This is a genomic window from Halorussus salilacus (assembly GCF_024138125.1).
GTDB lineage: Archaea > Halobacteriota > Halobacteria > Halobacteriales > Haladaptataceae > Halorussus > Halorussus salilacus.
This window is the reverse complement of sequence record NZ_CP099993.1, coordinates 2,278,019-2,294,539: the sequence shown is the minus strand read 5'-3', so window position 1 is coordinate 2,294,539 and position 16,521 is coordinate 2,278,019. Positions and strand designations below refer to the sequence as shown.

Sequence of the window (16,521 nt, the reverse complement as noted above, 5' to 3'; positions counted from 1 at the left end):
CTGAGCCGACTGGGCTACGCAGCGGATTTCATCGATATCGGCCCATAGGCCGACGACGCCTATCGGACACGCGAGGCCATGGAACGCTCCCGAAAGAGTCTCTAGCAATAACGTTTCTCGACTCATCGGCCATCACCGACATGTTCAGCGGAGCCGATTCTACCGTCGAATTCGTTCAACAGCAGGGCGAACCCTACCTCACGTCCAGATCGAGACGGCTCGAACTCGGTCGATCCCTCGGAGAGGGTCGAAACCGGATCTCGTCAGCCCTCGTTCGGGAATTCCGTGACGGTTCCGTCGACGGTGACGCGGCCGAGGTCGAGGGTCAGCTCGCGGCCGACCTCAAGCGGCTCGTCGCGGAACAGGAGTTCGTCGTCGGTTTCTGTCGTGTTAAGTGTGAGTTCGAGGGTGACGGTCTTCTTTCGCGGATGGGTCTGCTCGTGGAGTTGGCCGTCCTGATCCTCGACGATTACTTCCGCCGGTCGAACCGACTTGTTCTCCACGATGGCTACGTCGTCGGAGCTGATTCGGCCCTCAGGGATGGCGTCTGCGACGTAGGGTTGGACGTGGGTTATGTCGAGGGTAACGGTCGTAGTCTGTTGGTCGGTACTCGTGTCGGGGGTAACGGTCGTAGTCTGTTGGTCGGTACTCGTTGACTGGTCATCAGTTCCAAGGACGAACGCCGTCCCGCCAGCGACGACCGCGAAGACGAGTAGGACAACGAGCGCATCGATGATGTTAATCGTGCCAAAGAGTCGGCCCTTGTCGTCGATGATATTCATAGATTCATGGCTCCGTCTTCGTGTTTCGACTTGTTTTCGGCCTGGGCGCTAAACTGTTGTGTTTCGATACGACAACGGTTTATATATACAAACAGCACGGACCCCTATGACGAACCGCCAATCCTGTATTCCGCAGACAAATTTGACCCGCCGTGCAGTACTAGGATTAGGGACGAGTGTCATCGCTGGGTTAGCTGGCTGTAGCGGCTCCAAAACTGACGAGGAAGAGATTGATTACGATAACCTCCCAAATCGATCGGAACTTGCCCCCGATGACAACACCCACCAACCAAATATAGATGGGAAGAAACCAGCCGAATGGGTTGAGCAACGAATCGATACGTCCGACACGCGATGGTTTTACTTTTCTTCAGCGTGTCGACCGTTCGGATTAGTAAACCTCAGTCCCGACACAGTCACCGACGGAACATGGGACGCTGGCTACGTCTACGACCGTGAATACGTGCGATGTTTTAGTCACGTTCACGCGTGGCAACTGGCCGGTATCCCAGTCATGCCGACGACTGGTGAGTTCAAGGGTCACCAAGGGATGGACTCCTACGAGTCGCGTTTTAATCACGACGACGAGGTCGTCAAGCCAGGATATCACCGAGTTGAGCTTGAAGCGTACGATGTGACAGCCGAGCTCACATCTACGACCCGAGTTGGCGTCCACCGCTATACGTTCCCTGAAGACGACGAAAGTCGAGTCCTCTTCGACACCGGTGCTGACATCGGTCAAAGCGACGTATCTTATACCGAGGTTCAGCGCGTCAACGACAGAGAAATCGCGGGATACTCGCTACTCGATAGCACACTCCGGCGACCGAAGGAGACGCCCGTATTCTTTGTCGCCCAATTCAGTGAACCGTTCAATGATTTTGAGGGATGGAAAGATGGGAAGCAACTTGATGGGGACTTCGACTCGATAGCCGGTAGTGACGCCGGTGCCGCTGTTCGATACGACACGTCGGAGGGTGATTCAATCATAGTAAAGGTCGGGATTTCTTATACGAGCGTCGAGGGAGCGCGACGCAATTTAGAGGGCGAATTCTCCAATTCGGGCTTCGACGAGATTCAGGCGGACGCCGTCGCAGAGTGGAACCAATGGCTTGGACGTGTTGAAGTATCAGGTGGGTCAGACAAACAGAAGACGAAGTTCTATACAGACCTTTGGCACGCTCTACAGGGGCGACGTATCGTTAGCGATATCGACGGTCGGTACAGTGATTTTACCGGTAGTCAGAGGACGGTTCGCAGAGTAGAACTCGACAGCGAAGGTCGACCTCGCTATCCTCATCATCAACACGATGCTTGGTGGGGGAGCCAATGGAATCTCAATATTCTCTGGTCGATTGCGTATCCGCGGGTAATGTCGAGCTTCTGCAATTCGATGGTCCGTATGTACAAAGACGGAGGGCTCCTACCACGTGGTCCTTCGGGGGGTAATTACACGTACGTCATGATTGGCGATCAGGCAGTACCGTTCATCGCCGCGGCGTGGCACAAGGGTATCCGTGATTTCGACATCGAGGCGGCCTACGAAGGGTTGCGGAAGAATGCGTTTCCGGGTGGAATCCGCGATCATGCGGGCTACGAACACACTGACGACGCACGCGGTGGGGGAATGGAATACTACATAGACCAGGGTTACGTTCCGGCTGACATCGAGGCTGGAGGCCACCATCGAGAAGGTGCATCGATGACTCTGGAGTACGCCTACCAAGATTGGTGTCTAGCCGAACTCGCGGATTCGCTTGATCATCGGGAGGACGCAACACAGTTCCGTGAACGGGCCCAGAACTACCGGCATCTCTGGGACGACGATTGGAAGTACATGCGTCCAAGAAACAAAGACGGGTCGTGGCTCACACCGTTCCATCCTTTCGGCGAGGGAAATAAGACAGAGGATTTCACCGAAGCGAACTCTGCTATCTATACCAACTTCGTACCGCATGACGTCGCTGGATTAGCCGAACTTTTCGGCAGTCCCGAAAAGTACGCCGAACGGCTCGATAAGGCATTCCGAGAAGGGAAAGAATACGATTTCGTTCCAGAGAATAAAGAACGTGCGAGTCACCCCATCGACTTCGGGAACCAGCCGGGGTTGCACATGGCTCACTTGTTCAATTATATCGGTCAACCGTGGAAAACTCAAAGATGGGTTCGGCAAGTCAAAGAGGAAGCCTACGGGAACGTCTCGCCGTACGCTGGCTACCACGGCGATGAGGACCAAGGACAGATCGGGGCGCTGGGGGTGCTCATGGCCCTTGGACTCTTCTCGGTTCGCGGTGGGGCAGCATCAAACCCGATTTATGATCTCACTTCGTGTATATTCGATGAAGTTACAATTCGTCTTGACGACGATTACTACAGCGGTGACACTTTCACAATCCGGACCACCGATAACGAGCCAGCCAACCAGTACATCCAGTCCGCTAGCCTAAATGGAGAGGTGTTAGATGGACCGTGGTTCCCTCATGAGGAACTTGCTGCTGGTGGGGAAATCGAACTGGAACTTGGCCCAGAACCGAACAAAAACTGGGGAGGTAACATCAAAGATGCGCCACCGTCAGAACAAAGTAATAGCGATTGAATCTCTGAGTCACCCATTTAGGGGACCACGACTAATTAGGTAGAGTTATGAGGCCACTTTCTGTGCTATCCCGTGGAATGCATCGATGGGCCGTAGTATTACGAAGCTGGTCTCTATAGCGTTTTTGGGGGCGCTAATTGGGAAAGGTCTCCGATACGCCCTCAATGTCGTTATCGCACGTGGACTCGGTACCGATGCTCTGGGGATCTTTGCGTTCGGACTCGTCGTAATGAAAGCCGGGAGTGTCCTCGCCCGCTTCGGATTAGAGGGTGGTGCACAAAAGTTCGTCCCGATATATCGTTCGAATGGGGACGACGCAAAGGTTACCGGAACAGCAGTCCTCTGTCTCGGGATACCCCTTCTGGTCGGAACCATCCTAGCTCTGGTCTTCTACTTTGGTCAGGGCATCATCTTCGCGGTCGTCGACGTGACGATGCGGTCGCAGGTGGAATTATTCTATCTCGGGATACCACTATTCGCAACGCTGATGGTCGGTCTGGCCGTAACTCGGGGACTCAAAGAGACGAAATACGCGGTCTACGCGAGGGACTTCGGCCAATCTGGATTTGCAATACTTCTAGTTGGTGGTGGAGCATACGTGCTCGATAGTCTTCAGTACGTAATCGCTGGATATCTAATCTCTCTATTTTTGGGAATCGCTCTCGTCATCTACTTCCTTCACGTCGAGGAAGTCTTCACGATACAGAACAGCGTATCGTGGAATACACAGGAACTGCTGGTGTTTTCGCTCCCGCTATTACTTTCAGCTACGATGCAATATCTGGTATCGTGGACGGATATTTTCTTTCTTGGTATTCTCACTTCGGCGACAGAAACAGGCTGGTATCAGGCCGTCTATCAAACGTCAGTCCTGTTGACCCTCGTACTAAAATCCGCAAACACGATCCTTCCGTCGGTGGTCTCAGACTTCACTCACAATGATAGACAGACACAACTCGCTCGTCTATACACGTCACTGACGAAGTGGGTAACAGTCTTAACTGTTCTCGGATTCTTGTTTCTCTGTCTCTTTTCAGAGGAGGTTCTCAATCTGTTCGGAACGGTGACCAGAGAAACGGAGGTAGCGCTCGTCGTTCTGGGGGCGGGACAGATGATTACGGCAAGTACCGGTGTCAGCGGATACTTCCTCATAATGTCGGATTACGAACGGTTAGAAGCGGTCAACACGTCCATCGTTGCCGTATTGAATGTCGCGCTCAATTTTGTGCTTATTCAGCACCTCGGACTTCTCGGTGCCGCCATCGCCACTGCAATATCTCTGGCTTTAGTGAATACGCTTCGGCTTCTGGAAGTTTGGTACCTGCTCGGAATCCAGCCGTACTCTCTAAAATATCTCCGCGAGTTCTTCGCAGTCGGCTGTGCGACGTTAGTGATGTGGTTCGGAAGACAATTACCCGTCCCGGGTGTCGTTCGCGTTTTCGCTATCGGTGGGCTTTCTCTACTCGTTTTCTTTGCCATCGTCTGGCTTCTCGGCTTCGACGAGGGTGACAATATCCTCTTTGACTCGATAGAATAGATTTGCCGGACCTCAACGGCCTACAAGAGTCGTCGAAGAGGGTGGCTATTTATTGGATGCACTGCCAACGTTGGGTACCCAACGACATGGAAATGACTTAGTAAAGGTTTATCAATTCCCTCGGTAAACGCCTCCACAATGGTAACGTTCTCAATCTCGCCTTCGCTACGAGACGTTGAGGGAGAACGCAACCGCTACTACCGCGTACTCCTCCTCGGTGTCATTCTGATTGGCGAACTTACAGCGCTTGTACTCTTCGCGTTCGGTATCCCGTTCACAAGCCCGTACTTTGTTGCGCTCAACCTCGGTCTGCTCACCTCCCTATCGGTCCTGCCGCTCGTTTTGCGGCTCCGGACTGGATCGTTCAACGTCGCCGAACTCGGGCTCTGGTTCACCGCATTTTACTTCGCCCACATGGTCCTCGGGACGCTATATGTCCTCCAGTTCGGTGGACCCCCGATCAACATTCTCCCCGACGACGCGATAGTCGGAGCCCTCAGTGCGGGCCTCTCCGTCGCTACCATTGGGTTTGTCTGTTTTTGGTTCGGCTATAGCCTCCCTATTGGGTATAGAACTGCAAATCGTCTCCCTGACCTTGCACCAGATTGGCGTCACAGCCGTCTCCCGTGGATTATCGCAGGTTGTCTTACTGTCGGCTGGACTGCCCGCATTACTATTATGTATCTCGCATCTGGCGGCATCCTTGGGTGGCTGGCCACCCCTGCGACTGAACGCTTCCTCGGTGTTCCTGGCACAACCTACTTGAAAATAATTGGCGAACTATCATCCCTCGCAGTATTTATGCTTCTCACGGTTGCGGTTCGAGGTCGCGACTGGCGGTTCTATTTCGCTACCGCACTCGTTTTGCTTCCCGAGCTGGGGTTCCAGTTACTAACTGGCCGACGGCGTGCAGTTCCATTTTTACTTCTAGGCATGGTTATGACCGTTTACCTCCTATCGGACCGATCTTACAAGCAGTCTGTTCGGTATGCTACAGCTGGGATAAGTACTCTCATTATAATGGTATTGATGTTCCCATTCGTCACTGTCTACCGGCATGAAGGCGCGCTTTCTCTGTCTGCTGTTGCCGCAAAGTTTCAGTCCCTGAGTTTAGTGAAGGCGCTTGGCCATCGTCTTATTGGATCGAATACTCTTTCGTATTTGGTTCACCGCGTCCCTGATCAAGTTCCGCATTACTATGGCACGGACTTCTTCCTCATTCCTCAGACGATGGTCCCGCGACTTCTGTGGCCAGAGAAACCCCAGACAAGTATGGGTCGTCTCTACACCGAGTTGATTATCCCGCCGGGGGAATACGCGGCAGCGGAAGCCGTCCCCCCTACCCTACCCGGACAGCTCTACTGGAGCGCCAATCTCGCGGGTGTCGCACTCGGAATGGTCCTAGTCGGCATTATCTGGCGAATGCTTAACAGCTATCTCGTTGAAACCCAAAATCACGCTGGGTACGCAACATTTGTCGGCATCATGTTTCCATCGTTCTTTTTCGTAATGGAGCAGGACTTTATCGCACTCTTTACGAAGCACTTTTTCCGGTTTTCCCTCATAGGCGGTGTTATCGTGCTTACAACGTTGGACTTCCGACGGGTAACATCCCAACCGAAATTTAATTCATCATTATTTTGTCATAGCATCCTCCAAATTAGTGCAGCCACAAAGACATCTCAAATCGTTGCCCTAATTGATCATACTTTCCAAAGTCCACGGTTACGTGCCACAGTAACGAAGTCGGGAATGTGGCGTTCCCTAGTCACTATTAATTATAATATTATTGAGGCGATTAGCAGGTTGAAACGAGGATGGGAAAACTCGATAACGCGCAACCTTATAAAGAACGCCACAGTCTATCAAGCATTTTCAGATGAACCAAAGAGGTAGATTTGAATCTATCTGCCCATGGCGTAATAAAGCGGCTGGTACTGGATTCATCCGACCAGACGGTTACATTCTGATTCTGGTCAATCTGAGAATTACTGTTGCCGTTTATGCTATCCCTCACTATACTTTCTAGCTGTATTTTTAGCCCCCATAATTAGTTCCGATACTAATATATTGAATTTAAATTCTTGAACGGCTAGAGTACCGCTTACAAACGAGACATGGAACCCTTGGCCTCAATGGCAAAATTAAATTACACCATATTTTTAATAGTATGTTTCACAGGTATGTCGTGACGAGTTTCGAGAGTTCTTCCTTTCGTACGGAAAGTGAGAATTTCTCGACGACACGTTCGCGAGCAGCAACTGCCTTCTCGGTTCGCTCGGGGTCAACCGAAGCGGTCCCGATGGTTGAGGCGAGGTCTGTCGAGTCGCCGACCGCCGCAAAGTAGCCGGTGTCGTCGACAACTTCTGGAACGGCACCTCGTCGCGTACTCACCACCGGCGTCTCACACGCCATCGCCTCGGTGAGCGCCACGCCGAATGCTTCGTGGAGTGTGGGTTGGAGGTAGAGGCGAGCACCACGTAACAACTCGATTTTCTGTCGCTTGGAAATATCGGTCAGGAAGGTAACTCGGTCGGAAACACCGATTTGCTCGGCGTACCCGGTGACTCGGTCATAGACTTCCTCCGAAACTAATCCGCCTGCAAAGACGAGCGGTAAATCCGTGTCCACCTGTTTGAGTCCATCGAGGAGCGTAAACAGCTCTTTTCGACTGAGGCTACTCGGCGCGTACTTGGCTATCGTGAGATAGTATTCGTCAGGCTCGTACGGGAGATACGCCGGGTCGGGTTCTTTCGGGGTGTAAACGGAGGTATCGATGCAGTTAGGGACGACTTTGGGATCATTCACGCCGAGAGATCTGGCCTCCTCGGCCATGTGTTGAGACGGTGTGATCGTAACGCTCGCCGCGTTGACACACGTTCGGATAACAAGTTTCTGCCAGAGTGGCTTCGAAGAATACATAATCGGGAGGTCTTCGGGGAGGGAACTGACGACTTCAGATCCTCCCGCGACGACGATACTGGGTGACTGTGCAAGTTTCGACCGGATGACTGGAGTGATGCCAGTGGTCCCCCACCACGCGAAGTATAAATCTGCACTAGAGAGAAGATCTTTCGGAGACGTTCCAATTCGTAGCTCACAGTCGTGTTCGTCGGCTATCTCTCTCAGGACTTCAATGTCGAATTTATAATATGAAGTCTGTTCGAGAAGGGATTCGTCCCCGACTTGTGCATAAAATTGGATTGTCTTTCCCGTCATCAGTATTAGATATATCCGAGCGACTCTAGACGTTTCTTCGTTGCTTCGTCAGTGGTATGTCGTTCCACAGTTCCGTTATCACTGTCCTGTTCAAAGAGTGCTTCTAACACGAACGCCACATACTCGTCGACACTTTCGAACTCCGTGCCCTTGATATGCGCGGCACACTGTTCGTGTAACTCCTGCGGAAGTTCAATTTGTGGTCCCTCAACTGCCATCTCGAACGAAGATTCTTCTCACGGGTGAATTTACTTTTGGGTTTGCGCCAACACGGCATCGGCGAAGAACTTCGTAGCCCAGTTCGGATAACGAAGGCGCATGTACGGCCCCCAGACCGGATGCGATCCCCGTATAGCCCCCCGTACTTGCTCTGGTCCGGTCAACCGTTGTTTCGCCTTCAGAAATCGGAGAGCCTCGGTGGCGGCGTCGCCGTACGCTTCGTCTCCACAGAGGTTCGATAACCGGAACCACACGACCGACATCTGAGCGTTCCCCGTGAGACAGTAATACGACGCCCCTGACCAGTTGGAATCGTACGCCCCCGTCAGCGGACCACGCTGTCGCTGAATCGTTCGGAGCTTTTCGGCGGCGGTCCGAGCGGCATCGATGAACGTTCCATCGTCGAGGAGCGCACCGCCTTCCAACAGTCCTCGGATAGTGTACGCAATAGTATGGAGGAAGGGCGTCTCACCAGGACTGAATCCGCAATACTCGAACCAACCATTCGACCGTTGCTGACTCACAACCCAGGAGAGGTGGTTGACTGCGGCGTCACGGAACTCCGAAACGCCCGTTATCTCGTAGACTTCTAGTAGTGACCACGCCACCCGGGAACAGTAGACGTGTATCTCGTCGCGGTAATCGAACCGGTCCCAGTATCCGTCCTCGTGCTGAACGCTGACGAGCCATTCACTTGCCCGACGTGCCGCCTCACGGTACGTTTCATCGCCTGTTTCACGGTACGCACGGACGAGTCCGAGAAGTATCTGACCGGTGTTGAAGACGCTCGGCTCCGGATCTGGACCGGGATCGACGCCAGCAGGAAACCCGCCTGAATCGAGTTGTAACGTGACGAGCCACGACGCCATCCGACGCGCCCGCTCGCGCGCCTCCGTCGCCCCCGTTGCCTCCGCGTAATCGTAGAGGGTCGGAACGATGTACCCAGACGTCTCGGGGTAGGGACCGGACCAACCGAGAACCAGATTGTATCCCGCAGCCGAGCCAGCGCAGTCGGTCACGTCCTGCGTCCGGTACAGCCACTGGATTGCCGACTGGAGGTGTTCGCTATCGGCTCTCGGTGTCGTCTCGATTCCGCGGATGTCCCGTATCGTTTCGGTGAAAAGCGGTGGTACGTTCATATCGACTCCTTTCTCGGAAGTTCGTACTTTACGCCGTCGATTGCTATCGTCCCCGTCCCGTCGGCGTTAGCTTCGACCTCCACCTCCGAACGTCGTGTCGAACTGAACAAGTAGCGAGAGACGCCGTCGAAAGTGGTGAACTCGATCACGGATCGCGTCTCGGCGACCCCAAACCGCGGATAGTACTCGCTCGTCGTCTGGTCGATTTCTTCTACGTCGAGGGGCCAGATTTGACCCCTCGAGACGCCGTCTCTTGACAACTCGATAGGGGTCGTCCCGGTCGATTCGACGGCTGGATGGACGTGGAGTCGGCTTACTATCGGGTCGTCCGTATCCGTGACCTCGTCTTCGACAAGCCACCAGTCGTCATCGTAATACACCCGCCGGCGGTGACAGTACCCACTTTCGGCTTGGTAGTGACCTTCGACGACCTCTATGTCTCCGTCGACATGCGTGGCTTCGGGTTCGACTCGGTGGCTCATCAGAAACCGATGACCGATGTCCGCAGGTTCCTTCTCGCCGACTTGGACCGTGTTGTGTCCTTCGACGCTTCGGGCCGCTGTCCTGCGTCTCCCCGGTTTGTAGTCGAAGCATCCAGTGTCCGTCAGAACCCGGTCGCCGTCCACCCACGCCAAGACAGAGAGGGCGTCGTTGTGCGCGTGTGCGAGGAGGTGGGACGGACCGGACGCGCCGCAGTCGAACAGGAGTCGATCCCCACCCTCCCCGAGCCAACAGTATCCGGACCCGTTGAGCGTCGACTGAGACTCCTCACTAGACACCCCGACCTCGTCAGCGTATCGGAGACAGGAGTCCAGTTCGAACGCTTCGCCGAACACCGAATCGTTGAGTAGAGGTATCCTGCCGTCTGGTGGTCGAATCGCCGAGAGGAATCCGGTCGCTACGCTGGCAGTCGCTTCGAGCTTCGCTGGCCAAGCCCGCGAAGTTTCAGACAGCAGGTCGAGGACTGTCAGGAGACGCGTCAGTACTAGTATATGATACATCGGGCTTCGCTCGAAGTGACAGCCATCCTCGCAGAACTGTGTTCTGGCGACGCTCTCTAACACCTCCAGTCCCGCTTCGATCCAGTTCTGGTCGTGCTCCTCGAAGAAAATACCCGCCATGACTAGTGCGGCCCCGTTCTCGACGAGATGGTTGCCGTCTACGTCCCACTCGACGTGATTCGAGAGGAACAGTGCGTTCTTGTACACGGCTCGAAGGAGAGACTCGTCTACAGCCTGCGGCCCGCGCCACGCACAGTACCGACACCAGTTCATAATTCGGAGCGACACTGCGTATGGCGTCCACGCGCGGCGAAGATAGCCCTCCCTGTTCCCGATTCGATTACTCGCCAGCCACGAGTCCGTCCAAGCTTCGACGACATCGCCGACCTCCTCGGTTACATCGGAATCGTGAGAACCTAAGATGGCCCACGACGCCGGTTCGAAGGCGTCGAGTTTCAGCTTCCACAACCGCGGAAGCGACTCTACCCGATTGTCGCCGGTGCTGATGTCGCTGGGACCGTCGAACGACAGCGTTCGATTGAGGAACGTGACGTCTCCGTCTGCGAAAGCCGCCGCTTTTCGTCCGTACTCCCGTCGCTCGTCGTTCGATAGCGCATCGTGGAGAGTGATGATATTCGCCCGAATCGGGTCTGGAGTCGGCCGTATCGTTCCAGGTATCCGCTGTTCATATCGGGCGTCGAAGTCGAACGGTAACTGCGGGAGTATCGCATTCCGCAACTTTCGCTCGATTATCCCCGCCAACTGTACTGGGCGCTTGTTGATCGCCGTCTTGAAAACTAACTCTCGGGGTCGTCCGGTACCCGTCATCTCACACCACGCCCTCGTCCCGCAATGTCGCGAGTCGCTCTCTGACCCACCGCTTTTCGGCCAGCGTTTCGTTCCGCCGCACCACCCTACGCCGGAACTCGTCGAGTTCGTTGCCCAGTTCTTGTACCGTTTCGGGGTGGTCTTCACTCACGTCCTCGTACTCGCCGGGGTCCGATTCGAGGTGATAGAGTCGAGTTTCGCCTGTTTCGAGGTTTCTGACGAGTTTCCAGGGCCAACACGTTCGGGCCTGCAGGAGGTCGTTGTCTCGGTTCTTTCCCAAGGCGGGGTCGTAATCGTACACCACCTCCGTCGTCACGCCGTCGGGGCGTCGGTCGAAGAGGTCGTCCCCCTCGAACTCCGCAATGAGCCCCTGAGACAGACCAGCCTTGCTCGCAAGCGTAGGCGGTACGTCGACGAGTTGGGCCCTCTCGTGTTCGTCCGACGGAATCCCCGGTCCCTTGAGAACCAACGGGACGTTGACAATTTCGTCGAACAACGTTCGCGGACCGTGACTGAACTTGCCGTGGTCGTACAGCTCGGTGCCGTGGTCCCCGGCGACGCTAATGACCGTCTCGTCGTACACACCCTGTCGCTTCAGTTCGTCCACGACTCGGCCGATAGCCGCATCCGTCCGACGGATCTCCGCGTCGTATAGGGTCCGTATTTTCTCGACATTCCGCTCAGAGACATCCGTCGGGTCGTTCTCGTGGAGGTGTGCAACGAGATGCCAAAGCCGTCCGATATCGTAGGTGGAGATGTCATCGTCACCGAATGGTGTCAGATACTCGGACGGCGGTACCCACGGGTAGTGAGGGTCCATGTAGTGTATCCAGAGGAAAAATGGTTGCTCGATGTCGTCCCGAGCAAGCCAGTCTGTCGCGTGCTCCGTAACCGTCTCGGCCGTTTCGAGGGGGATGTGGCCGTTGATGGCACAGAAGAGCCGTCCTGCGAACCCGAGCTTATCGGTCAGCCAATCGCTCCCGTCGACCGCTTTTTTGCAATACTGTTTCAACTGCTCGAACGTCTCTCCGCTCACTCCGGGTTCGTCCACGTCATCGGTCATGAAGTCCCGAAACGTATCGAATCCCCGATGGTATCCGTAGTTCCGCGTCAACCACGGATTTCCAGCGTTGAACCCAGCGGTCTCATATCCTGCTCGTTCGAACACCTCCGCTATGGAGGTCGCGTCTTGTGGCAGTCCGATGTCCCGACTGTGACTCAACGAGTGGACGCCACCGAGTAACGATTTGAACGAATAATATGTTGGGATTCCGTTGGCGATGGTCCGTGAGTACGTCGTTCCTTCTGCAGCCAACTCGTCGATGTTCGGCGTCGTCGGTTCGTCGTATCCCACGTACCCGACGTGGTCGGCCCGGATCGAATCAACCGTAATGTAGACGACGTTTCGTTTCATATTCAAATCCGAACTATTTCGAGCCCAGCTGACTCCCACTTCGGGGCGTCGAGCATAGCTCTCGTATCGAACACGAGGGTCCCCGCCATCTGCTCGGCGACCTCCGTCGGGCGTAGTTCCGCGAAGTCGCTGTGGTCGGTCACGATAACGGTTGCATCCGCACCGTCGAGCGCCCGTTCGAGCGGTTGTAGGTCGAGAACCTGATCGACGACGTGTGGGTCATGGAGACGAACGTCGATTCTGCCGTCGGTTCGTTGTTGTAGCTTTTGACTGAGATCGAGTCCCGGACTCCGACGGGCATCGTCCACATCACCCTTGTAGGCGACACCGAGAACGGCGATTTGCCGTCCAGCGAGTCCATCGACACGCTGATCGAGTTCGTCGATGACGTAGTCGATCATCGAATGGTTCACCTGTCGAGCCGTCTCGATAAGTTCCGACGTGGTTGAAGATTGCACTAAGAACCACGGGTCGACCGGGAGACAATGCCCGCCAACGCCCGGACCGGGGTTGAGAATGCCGACGCGGGGATGTTCGTTTGCGAGTTCGATGGCGGTACGGGAGTCGATCCCGTGTTCGGCGGCTATCTTCGCTACCTCGTTTGCAAATGCAATGTTCGTGTCACGGAAGGTATTCTGGATCAACTTCACGAACTCCGCGGTCGTAGCGTCGGTCGTCCGCAAATCACCATCGACGAACGTTTCGTACAATGCAATCGCAACGTCACACGATGCCGCATCGACGCCACCGATTACCCGGTCGTTCCGTTTCAGTTCGGTGAGTATGTTCCCGGGAAGCACTGTCTCCGGGCAGTGAGCGAGCCCGAAGTCCTCGCCTGCGACGAGGCCCGAAGATTCGAGGAGCGGTCGAAATACGTCGGTCGTCGTTCCGGGCGGAACAGTCGATTCGAGGACGACAGTGTCGCCGGGCCGAAGAATCTCTGCGATGGTCTCGCCGCATTGCTCGACGTAACTGAGGTCGGGTTCCTTGCGGTCCTCGTCGAACGGTGTCGGCACGCAGACGACGTGTACATCCGCAGATTCGGGCTCTGTGACAACCTCGAGGTTCCCCGTTTCGACTTCACGCTTGACGAGTCCCGTCAGTCCCGGCTCGTCTACGTGTACCGTCCCGTTCTTGAGCGACTCTCGAACCGATTGCGACGCGTCGTATCCCAAAACCCTCTCCCCGGCGTTGGCCAACACCGCGGCGGTCGGGAGACCGATGTATCCGAGTCCGTGGACGCAGACCGTCACAGCTGATTGACCTCCCGTGGTGTCTCTAGGTCGAGTTCCGAATCTAGCGTCTCTAATATCTGCACGGCGGCGTCTCCGTCACCGAAGGGGTTCTTCCAGATATCGTTCCGTCTGTACATCGCTGAGGCGTGAGATACGATACTGTCCGGATCGGTTCCCGCAAGTCGGTTCGCCTCGACATCGATCGTCTCTGGGCGCTCGGTATTTTCCCGGAGGGTTACACACGGCGTTCCGAGAATACAGGCTTCCTCCTGAACGCCCCCCGAGTCAGTGAGTATCAACCTGGCCGACTGTTCCAGTTTTAGGAAATCGAGGAAGCCTTGGGGTTCGACGCACCGAATCCAGTTGGGGACACTTAATCCGAACGCTTCGAGTCGATTTTCCGCCCTCGGATGAATCGGATACACGACAGGCAGATTGTGTTGCTTGGCGAACCGTGTGACACCTTCCAGAAGATCGGCGAACCGCGCTTCATCATCAACGTTCTCGGCGCGATGGGCGGTCAGGAGAACGAACTCACCAGCGGTCAGTTCCAAATCTGAAAGCACCGTACTCTTCTCGTCAGCAAGTTCCGTATGTTCCGCAACCGCATCGACAATCGTGTTTCCCGTGACGTATATCTGGTTATTCGGGACGTTCTCCGTCTGAAGGTATTCCCGAGAATTTTCCGTCGGAGCGAACAGGTAGTCCGCGACGTGGTCGGTGACGACCCGGTTTATCTCTTCGGGCATCTGCCTGTCGAAACTCCGTAGCCCGGCCTCGACATGGCCGAGTGCGATATCCAGTTTACTGGTGGCGATTCCCCCTGCTAACACCGAGTTCGTGTCCCCCTGAACCAGTACGACGTCGGGCCGTTCCTCCGTCAGAATCCGCTCGATTCCGATTATCATCTCACCCGTCTGTTGACCCTGTGACTTGGACCCAACCTGGAGATTGTGGTCCGGGTCTGGGAGATCGAGACGGCTGAAGAAGACTTCGTCAAGCGAGTCGGAATAGTGCTGTCCAGTATGGATAATACTAAATGAAAGGTTTCGACGCTCACATTCGCGGATAAGCGGGCTGAGCTTGATGATCTCCGGACGGGTGCCTAGAACGAATGTAACTTCGGGTTGGCTGTCATCCATTGCTACTACGCACCCGGTGGCCACTACGACTACTTAAGCGGTGTTATTTGGCTCCCCGACATTCGGCTCTGACGCCTCGGTACGAGAAGATGCGAGCACTAACAGGTCCTGTTCGTACTCCGTAGCGATGGCGTCCCAATCGAAGTTCTCTCGGACGAAGTCGGCTCCATTCGAACCAAACTCAGTCCGGCGCCCACTCTCGTCGTAAAGATGCCGTACTGCAGAGGTCAAGTCCTGTGGATCTTCCGGTTCCATCGTCACACCTGCGTTTGCCTCGGTAAGGATACGCTTCGCCTCACCCTTCACGCCAAGGACTATCGGCACGCCCGCAGCCATCGACTCGAACATCTTCGAAGGGATAACCGTCCTAAACAGGTCGCGATCCTTGAGATGCACCAGAGAGACGTCCGAAACAGACAGGAATTCGGGAACTTCTTCCTTCGGCCTTCTGCCAGCAAAGACGACGTTGTCGAGCCCCTGTTCGGAGGCTCGTCTCTGTAGTGTCTCGGCTTGTGCACCGAATCCGACGAACAGAAAGAGAACATCATCGTACTTCGACTCGGATGGTAGTTCCGCCGCCGAATCCAGAACGACGGATAATCCGTGCGCTCGCCCGATTGTCCCGATGTACGATACGACGAAGTAGTCGGAGAGCGACCGATTAGCAAATTCAGGTTCGCTGGCGTCTTCGAAGAACGACACGTCCACGCCATTTGGATGGTAGAGGATATCTTCCGAAGATGCTCCAGCCGCTACTATCGATCTCTCGAACTCTTGTGACACGACGACGACTCGATCTGCATGTCGGTACAGGAACGACGATATCGCTTCGAGCGATGCATATAGTAATCTGTTGTCCACGTCACCTGCTGCGGAGATCGACTCCGGCCAGAGATCTCTGACCTCGAAGACGAACTTGGCGCGTCTCACCCGGGCAACTAACCATCCCGAAACGCCAACGAGCGGTTGCGGGGACGTTGCAACGACCACGTCCGGTTTCTCGAGCCGAACTCCAACGAGGACCGAGATAATCATAAACCACATGAACTTGAGCGCACGTCGAAAGAACCCGACGTTCGACGCAGGGAACGTCTTAGTCATTACGACGTCAACACCATCTCTCCGTTCACGATGGAGCCACTCGTTCTGGTACCCGTCGTAGAGTTCACCTTCCGGATAGTCGGGGGCCGACGTGAGAACCGTAACGTCGTTACCCGACTCGGACCACCGCTTCGTGAGTTCGTCGAACCGAGATGCGGGAGCCCCCGTCTCCGGCGGGAAGTACTGCGTAACGACCAACAACGAAGCGCCATCTTCGGAATCCGCCATAGAAAGTAGTGTCTAAGTGGGCATAATGAGTTTTGCCTTCTCTCAACTACGTCGCCAATGTTCGCTATAATTATATGGGG

At 55.1% G+C, this 16,521-nt stretch carries 11 protein-coding genes; 3 read left to right on the top strand and 8 right to left on the bottom strand.

Annotated features, from left to right (window positions below):
- Nucleotides 1–263 precede the first annotated feature (263 nt).
- Complete coding sequence (locus NGM10_RS11770) at nt 264–782, bottom strand: DUF4330 domain-containing protein (protein ID WP_253478977.1); 519 nt, start codon at nt 780–782, stop codon at nt 264–266.
- A gap of 106 nt (nt 783–888) precedes the next feature.
- Between NGM10_RS11770 and NGM10_RS11765 the strand changes: the two genes are divergently transcribed.
- The 3 genes from NGM10_RS11765 to NGM10_RS11755 all read left to right on the top strand — a co-directional run bounded on the left by NGM10_RS11765 (nt 889) and on the right by NGM10_RS11755 (nt 6,811).
- Nucleotides 889–3,378 carry a GH92 family glycosyl hydrolase gene (locus NGM10_RS11765; RefSeq protein ID WP_253478975.1) on the top strand — a complete coding sequence of 830 codons (2,490 nt, stop codon included), beginning with the start codon at nt 889–891 and terminating at the stop codon, nt 3,376–3,378.
- A gap of 85 nt (nt 3,379–3,463) precedes the next feature.
- On the top strand, nt 3,464–4,915 hold the full coding sequence (locus NGM10_RS11760) for an oligosaccharide flippase family protein (RefSeq protein ID WP_253478973.1): 1,452 nt from the start codon (nt 3,464–3,466) through the stop codon (nt 4,913–4,915).
- 138 nt (nt 4,916–5,053) lie between these two features.
- Nucleotides 5,054–6,811, top strand: coding sequence for a DUF8712 domain-containing protein (locus NGM10_RS11755; RefSeq protein ID WP_253478971.1), 1,758 nt, complete (start codon nt 5,054–5,056; stop codon nt 6,809–6,811).
- A gap of 279 nt (nt 6,812–7,090) precedes the next feature.
- Here the strand turns inward: NGM10_RS11755 and NGM10_RS11750 are convergent, their stop codons facing one another.
- From NGM10_RS11750 to NGM10_RS11720, 7 genes are all read right to left on the bottom strand, one after another.
- Nucleotides 7,091–8,134: a glycosyltransferase family 4 protein gene (locus NGM10_RS11750; RefSeq protein ID WP_253478968.1), complete on the bottom strand. Its 1,044-nt coding sequence runs from the start codon at nt 8,132–8,134 to the stop codon at nt 7,091–7,093.
- A gap of 248 nt (nt 8,135–8,382) precedes the next feature.
- Complete coding sequence (locus NGM10_RS11745; RefSeq protein WP_253478966.1) at nt 8,383–9,492, bottom strand: prenyltransferase/squalene oxidase repeat-containing protein; 1,110 nt, start codon at nt 9,490–9,492, stop codon at nt 8,383–8,385.
- Nucleotides 9,489–11,321, bottom strand: a complete 1,833-nt coding sequence (locus tag NGM10_RS11740) for an alginate lyase family protein (RefSeq protein WP_253478964.1) — start codon at nt 11,319–11,321, stop codon at nt 9,489–9,491. Before NGM10_RS11740 ends, NGM10_RS11745 begins: the two co-directional genes overlap by 4 nt.
- 1 nt (nt 11,322) lies before the next feature.
- Nucleotides 11,323–12,735 carry a sulfatase family protein gene (locus NGM10_RS11735; RefSeq protein WP_253478962.1) on the bottom strand — a complete coding sequence of 471 codons (1,413 nt, stop codon included), beginning with the start codon at nt 12,733–12,735 and terminating at the stop codon, nt 11,323–11,325.
- A 2-nt stretch (nt 12,736–12,737) separates the two neighbouring features.
- Entirely contained in the window at nt 12,738–13,988 is a 1,251-nt protein-coding gene (locus tag NGM10_RS11730; protein ID WP_253478960.1) for a nucleotide sugar dehydrogenase, read from the bottom strand.
- Entirely contained in the window at nt 13,985–15,112 is a 1,128-nt protein-coding gene (gene wecB / locus NGM10_RS11725; protein ID WP_253478958.1) for a non-hydrolyzing UDP-N-acetylglucosamine 2-epimerase, read from the bottom strand. Before wecB ends, NGM10_RS11730 begins: the two co-directional genes overlap by 4 nt.
- Before the next feature lie 33 nt (nt 15,113–15,145).
- Complete coding sequence (locus NGM10_RS11720) at nt 15,146–16,441, bottom strand: glycosyltransferase family 4 protein (protein ID WP_253478956.1); 1,296 nt, start codon at nt 16,439–16,441, stop codon at nt 15,146–15,148.
- Nucleotides 16,442–16,521 lie beyond the last annotated feature (80 nt).

Coding starts and splice junctions, on each gene's coding strand:
- NGM10_RS11745 (WP_253478966.1), bottom strand. CDS start 9,492: ATGAACGTACCACCGCTTTTCACCGAAACGATACGGGACATCCGCGGA.
- NGM10_RS11750 (WP_253478968.1), bottom strand. CDS start 8,134: ATGACGGGAAAGACAATCCAATTTTATGCACAAGTCGGGGACGAATCC.
- NGM10_RS11720 (WP_253478956.1), bottom strand. CDS start 16,441: ATGGCGGATTCCGAAGATGGCGCTTCGTTGTTGGTCGTTACGCAGTAC.
- NGM10_RS11770 (WP_253478977.1), bottom strand. CDS start 782: ATGAATATCATCGACGACAAGGGCCGACTCTTTGGCACGATTAACATC.
- NGM10_RS11755 (WP_253478971.1), top strand. CDS start 5,054: ATGGTAACGTTCTCAATCTCGCCTTCGCTACGAGACGTTGAGGGAGAA.
- NGM10_RS11760 (WP_253478973.1), top strand. CDS start 3,464: ATGGGCCGTAGTATTACGAAGCTGGTCTCTATAGCGTTTTTGGGGGCG.
- NGM10_RS11735 (WP_253478962.1), bottom strand. CDS start 12,735: ATGAAACGAAACGTCGTCTACATTACGGTTGATTCGATCCGGGCCGAC.
- NGM10_RS11765 (WP_253478975.1), top strand. CDS start 889: ATGACGAACCGCCAATCCTGTATTCCGCAGACAAATTTGACCCGCCGT.
- NGM10_RS11740 (WP_253478964.1), bottom strand. CDS start 11,321: ATGACGGGTACCGGACGACCCCGAGAGTTAGTTTTCAAGACGGCGATC.
- wecB (WP_253478958.1), bottom strand. CDS start 15,112: ATGGATGACAGCCAACCCGAAGTTACATTCGTTCTAGGCACCCGTCCG.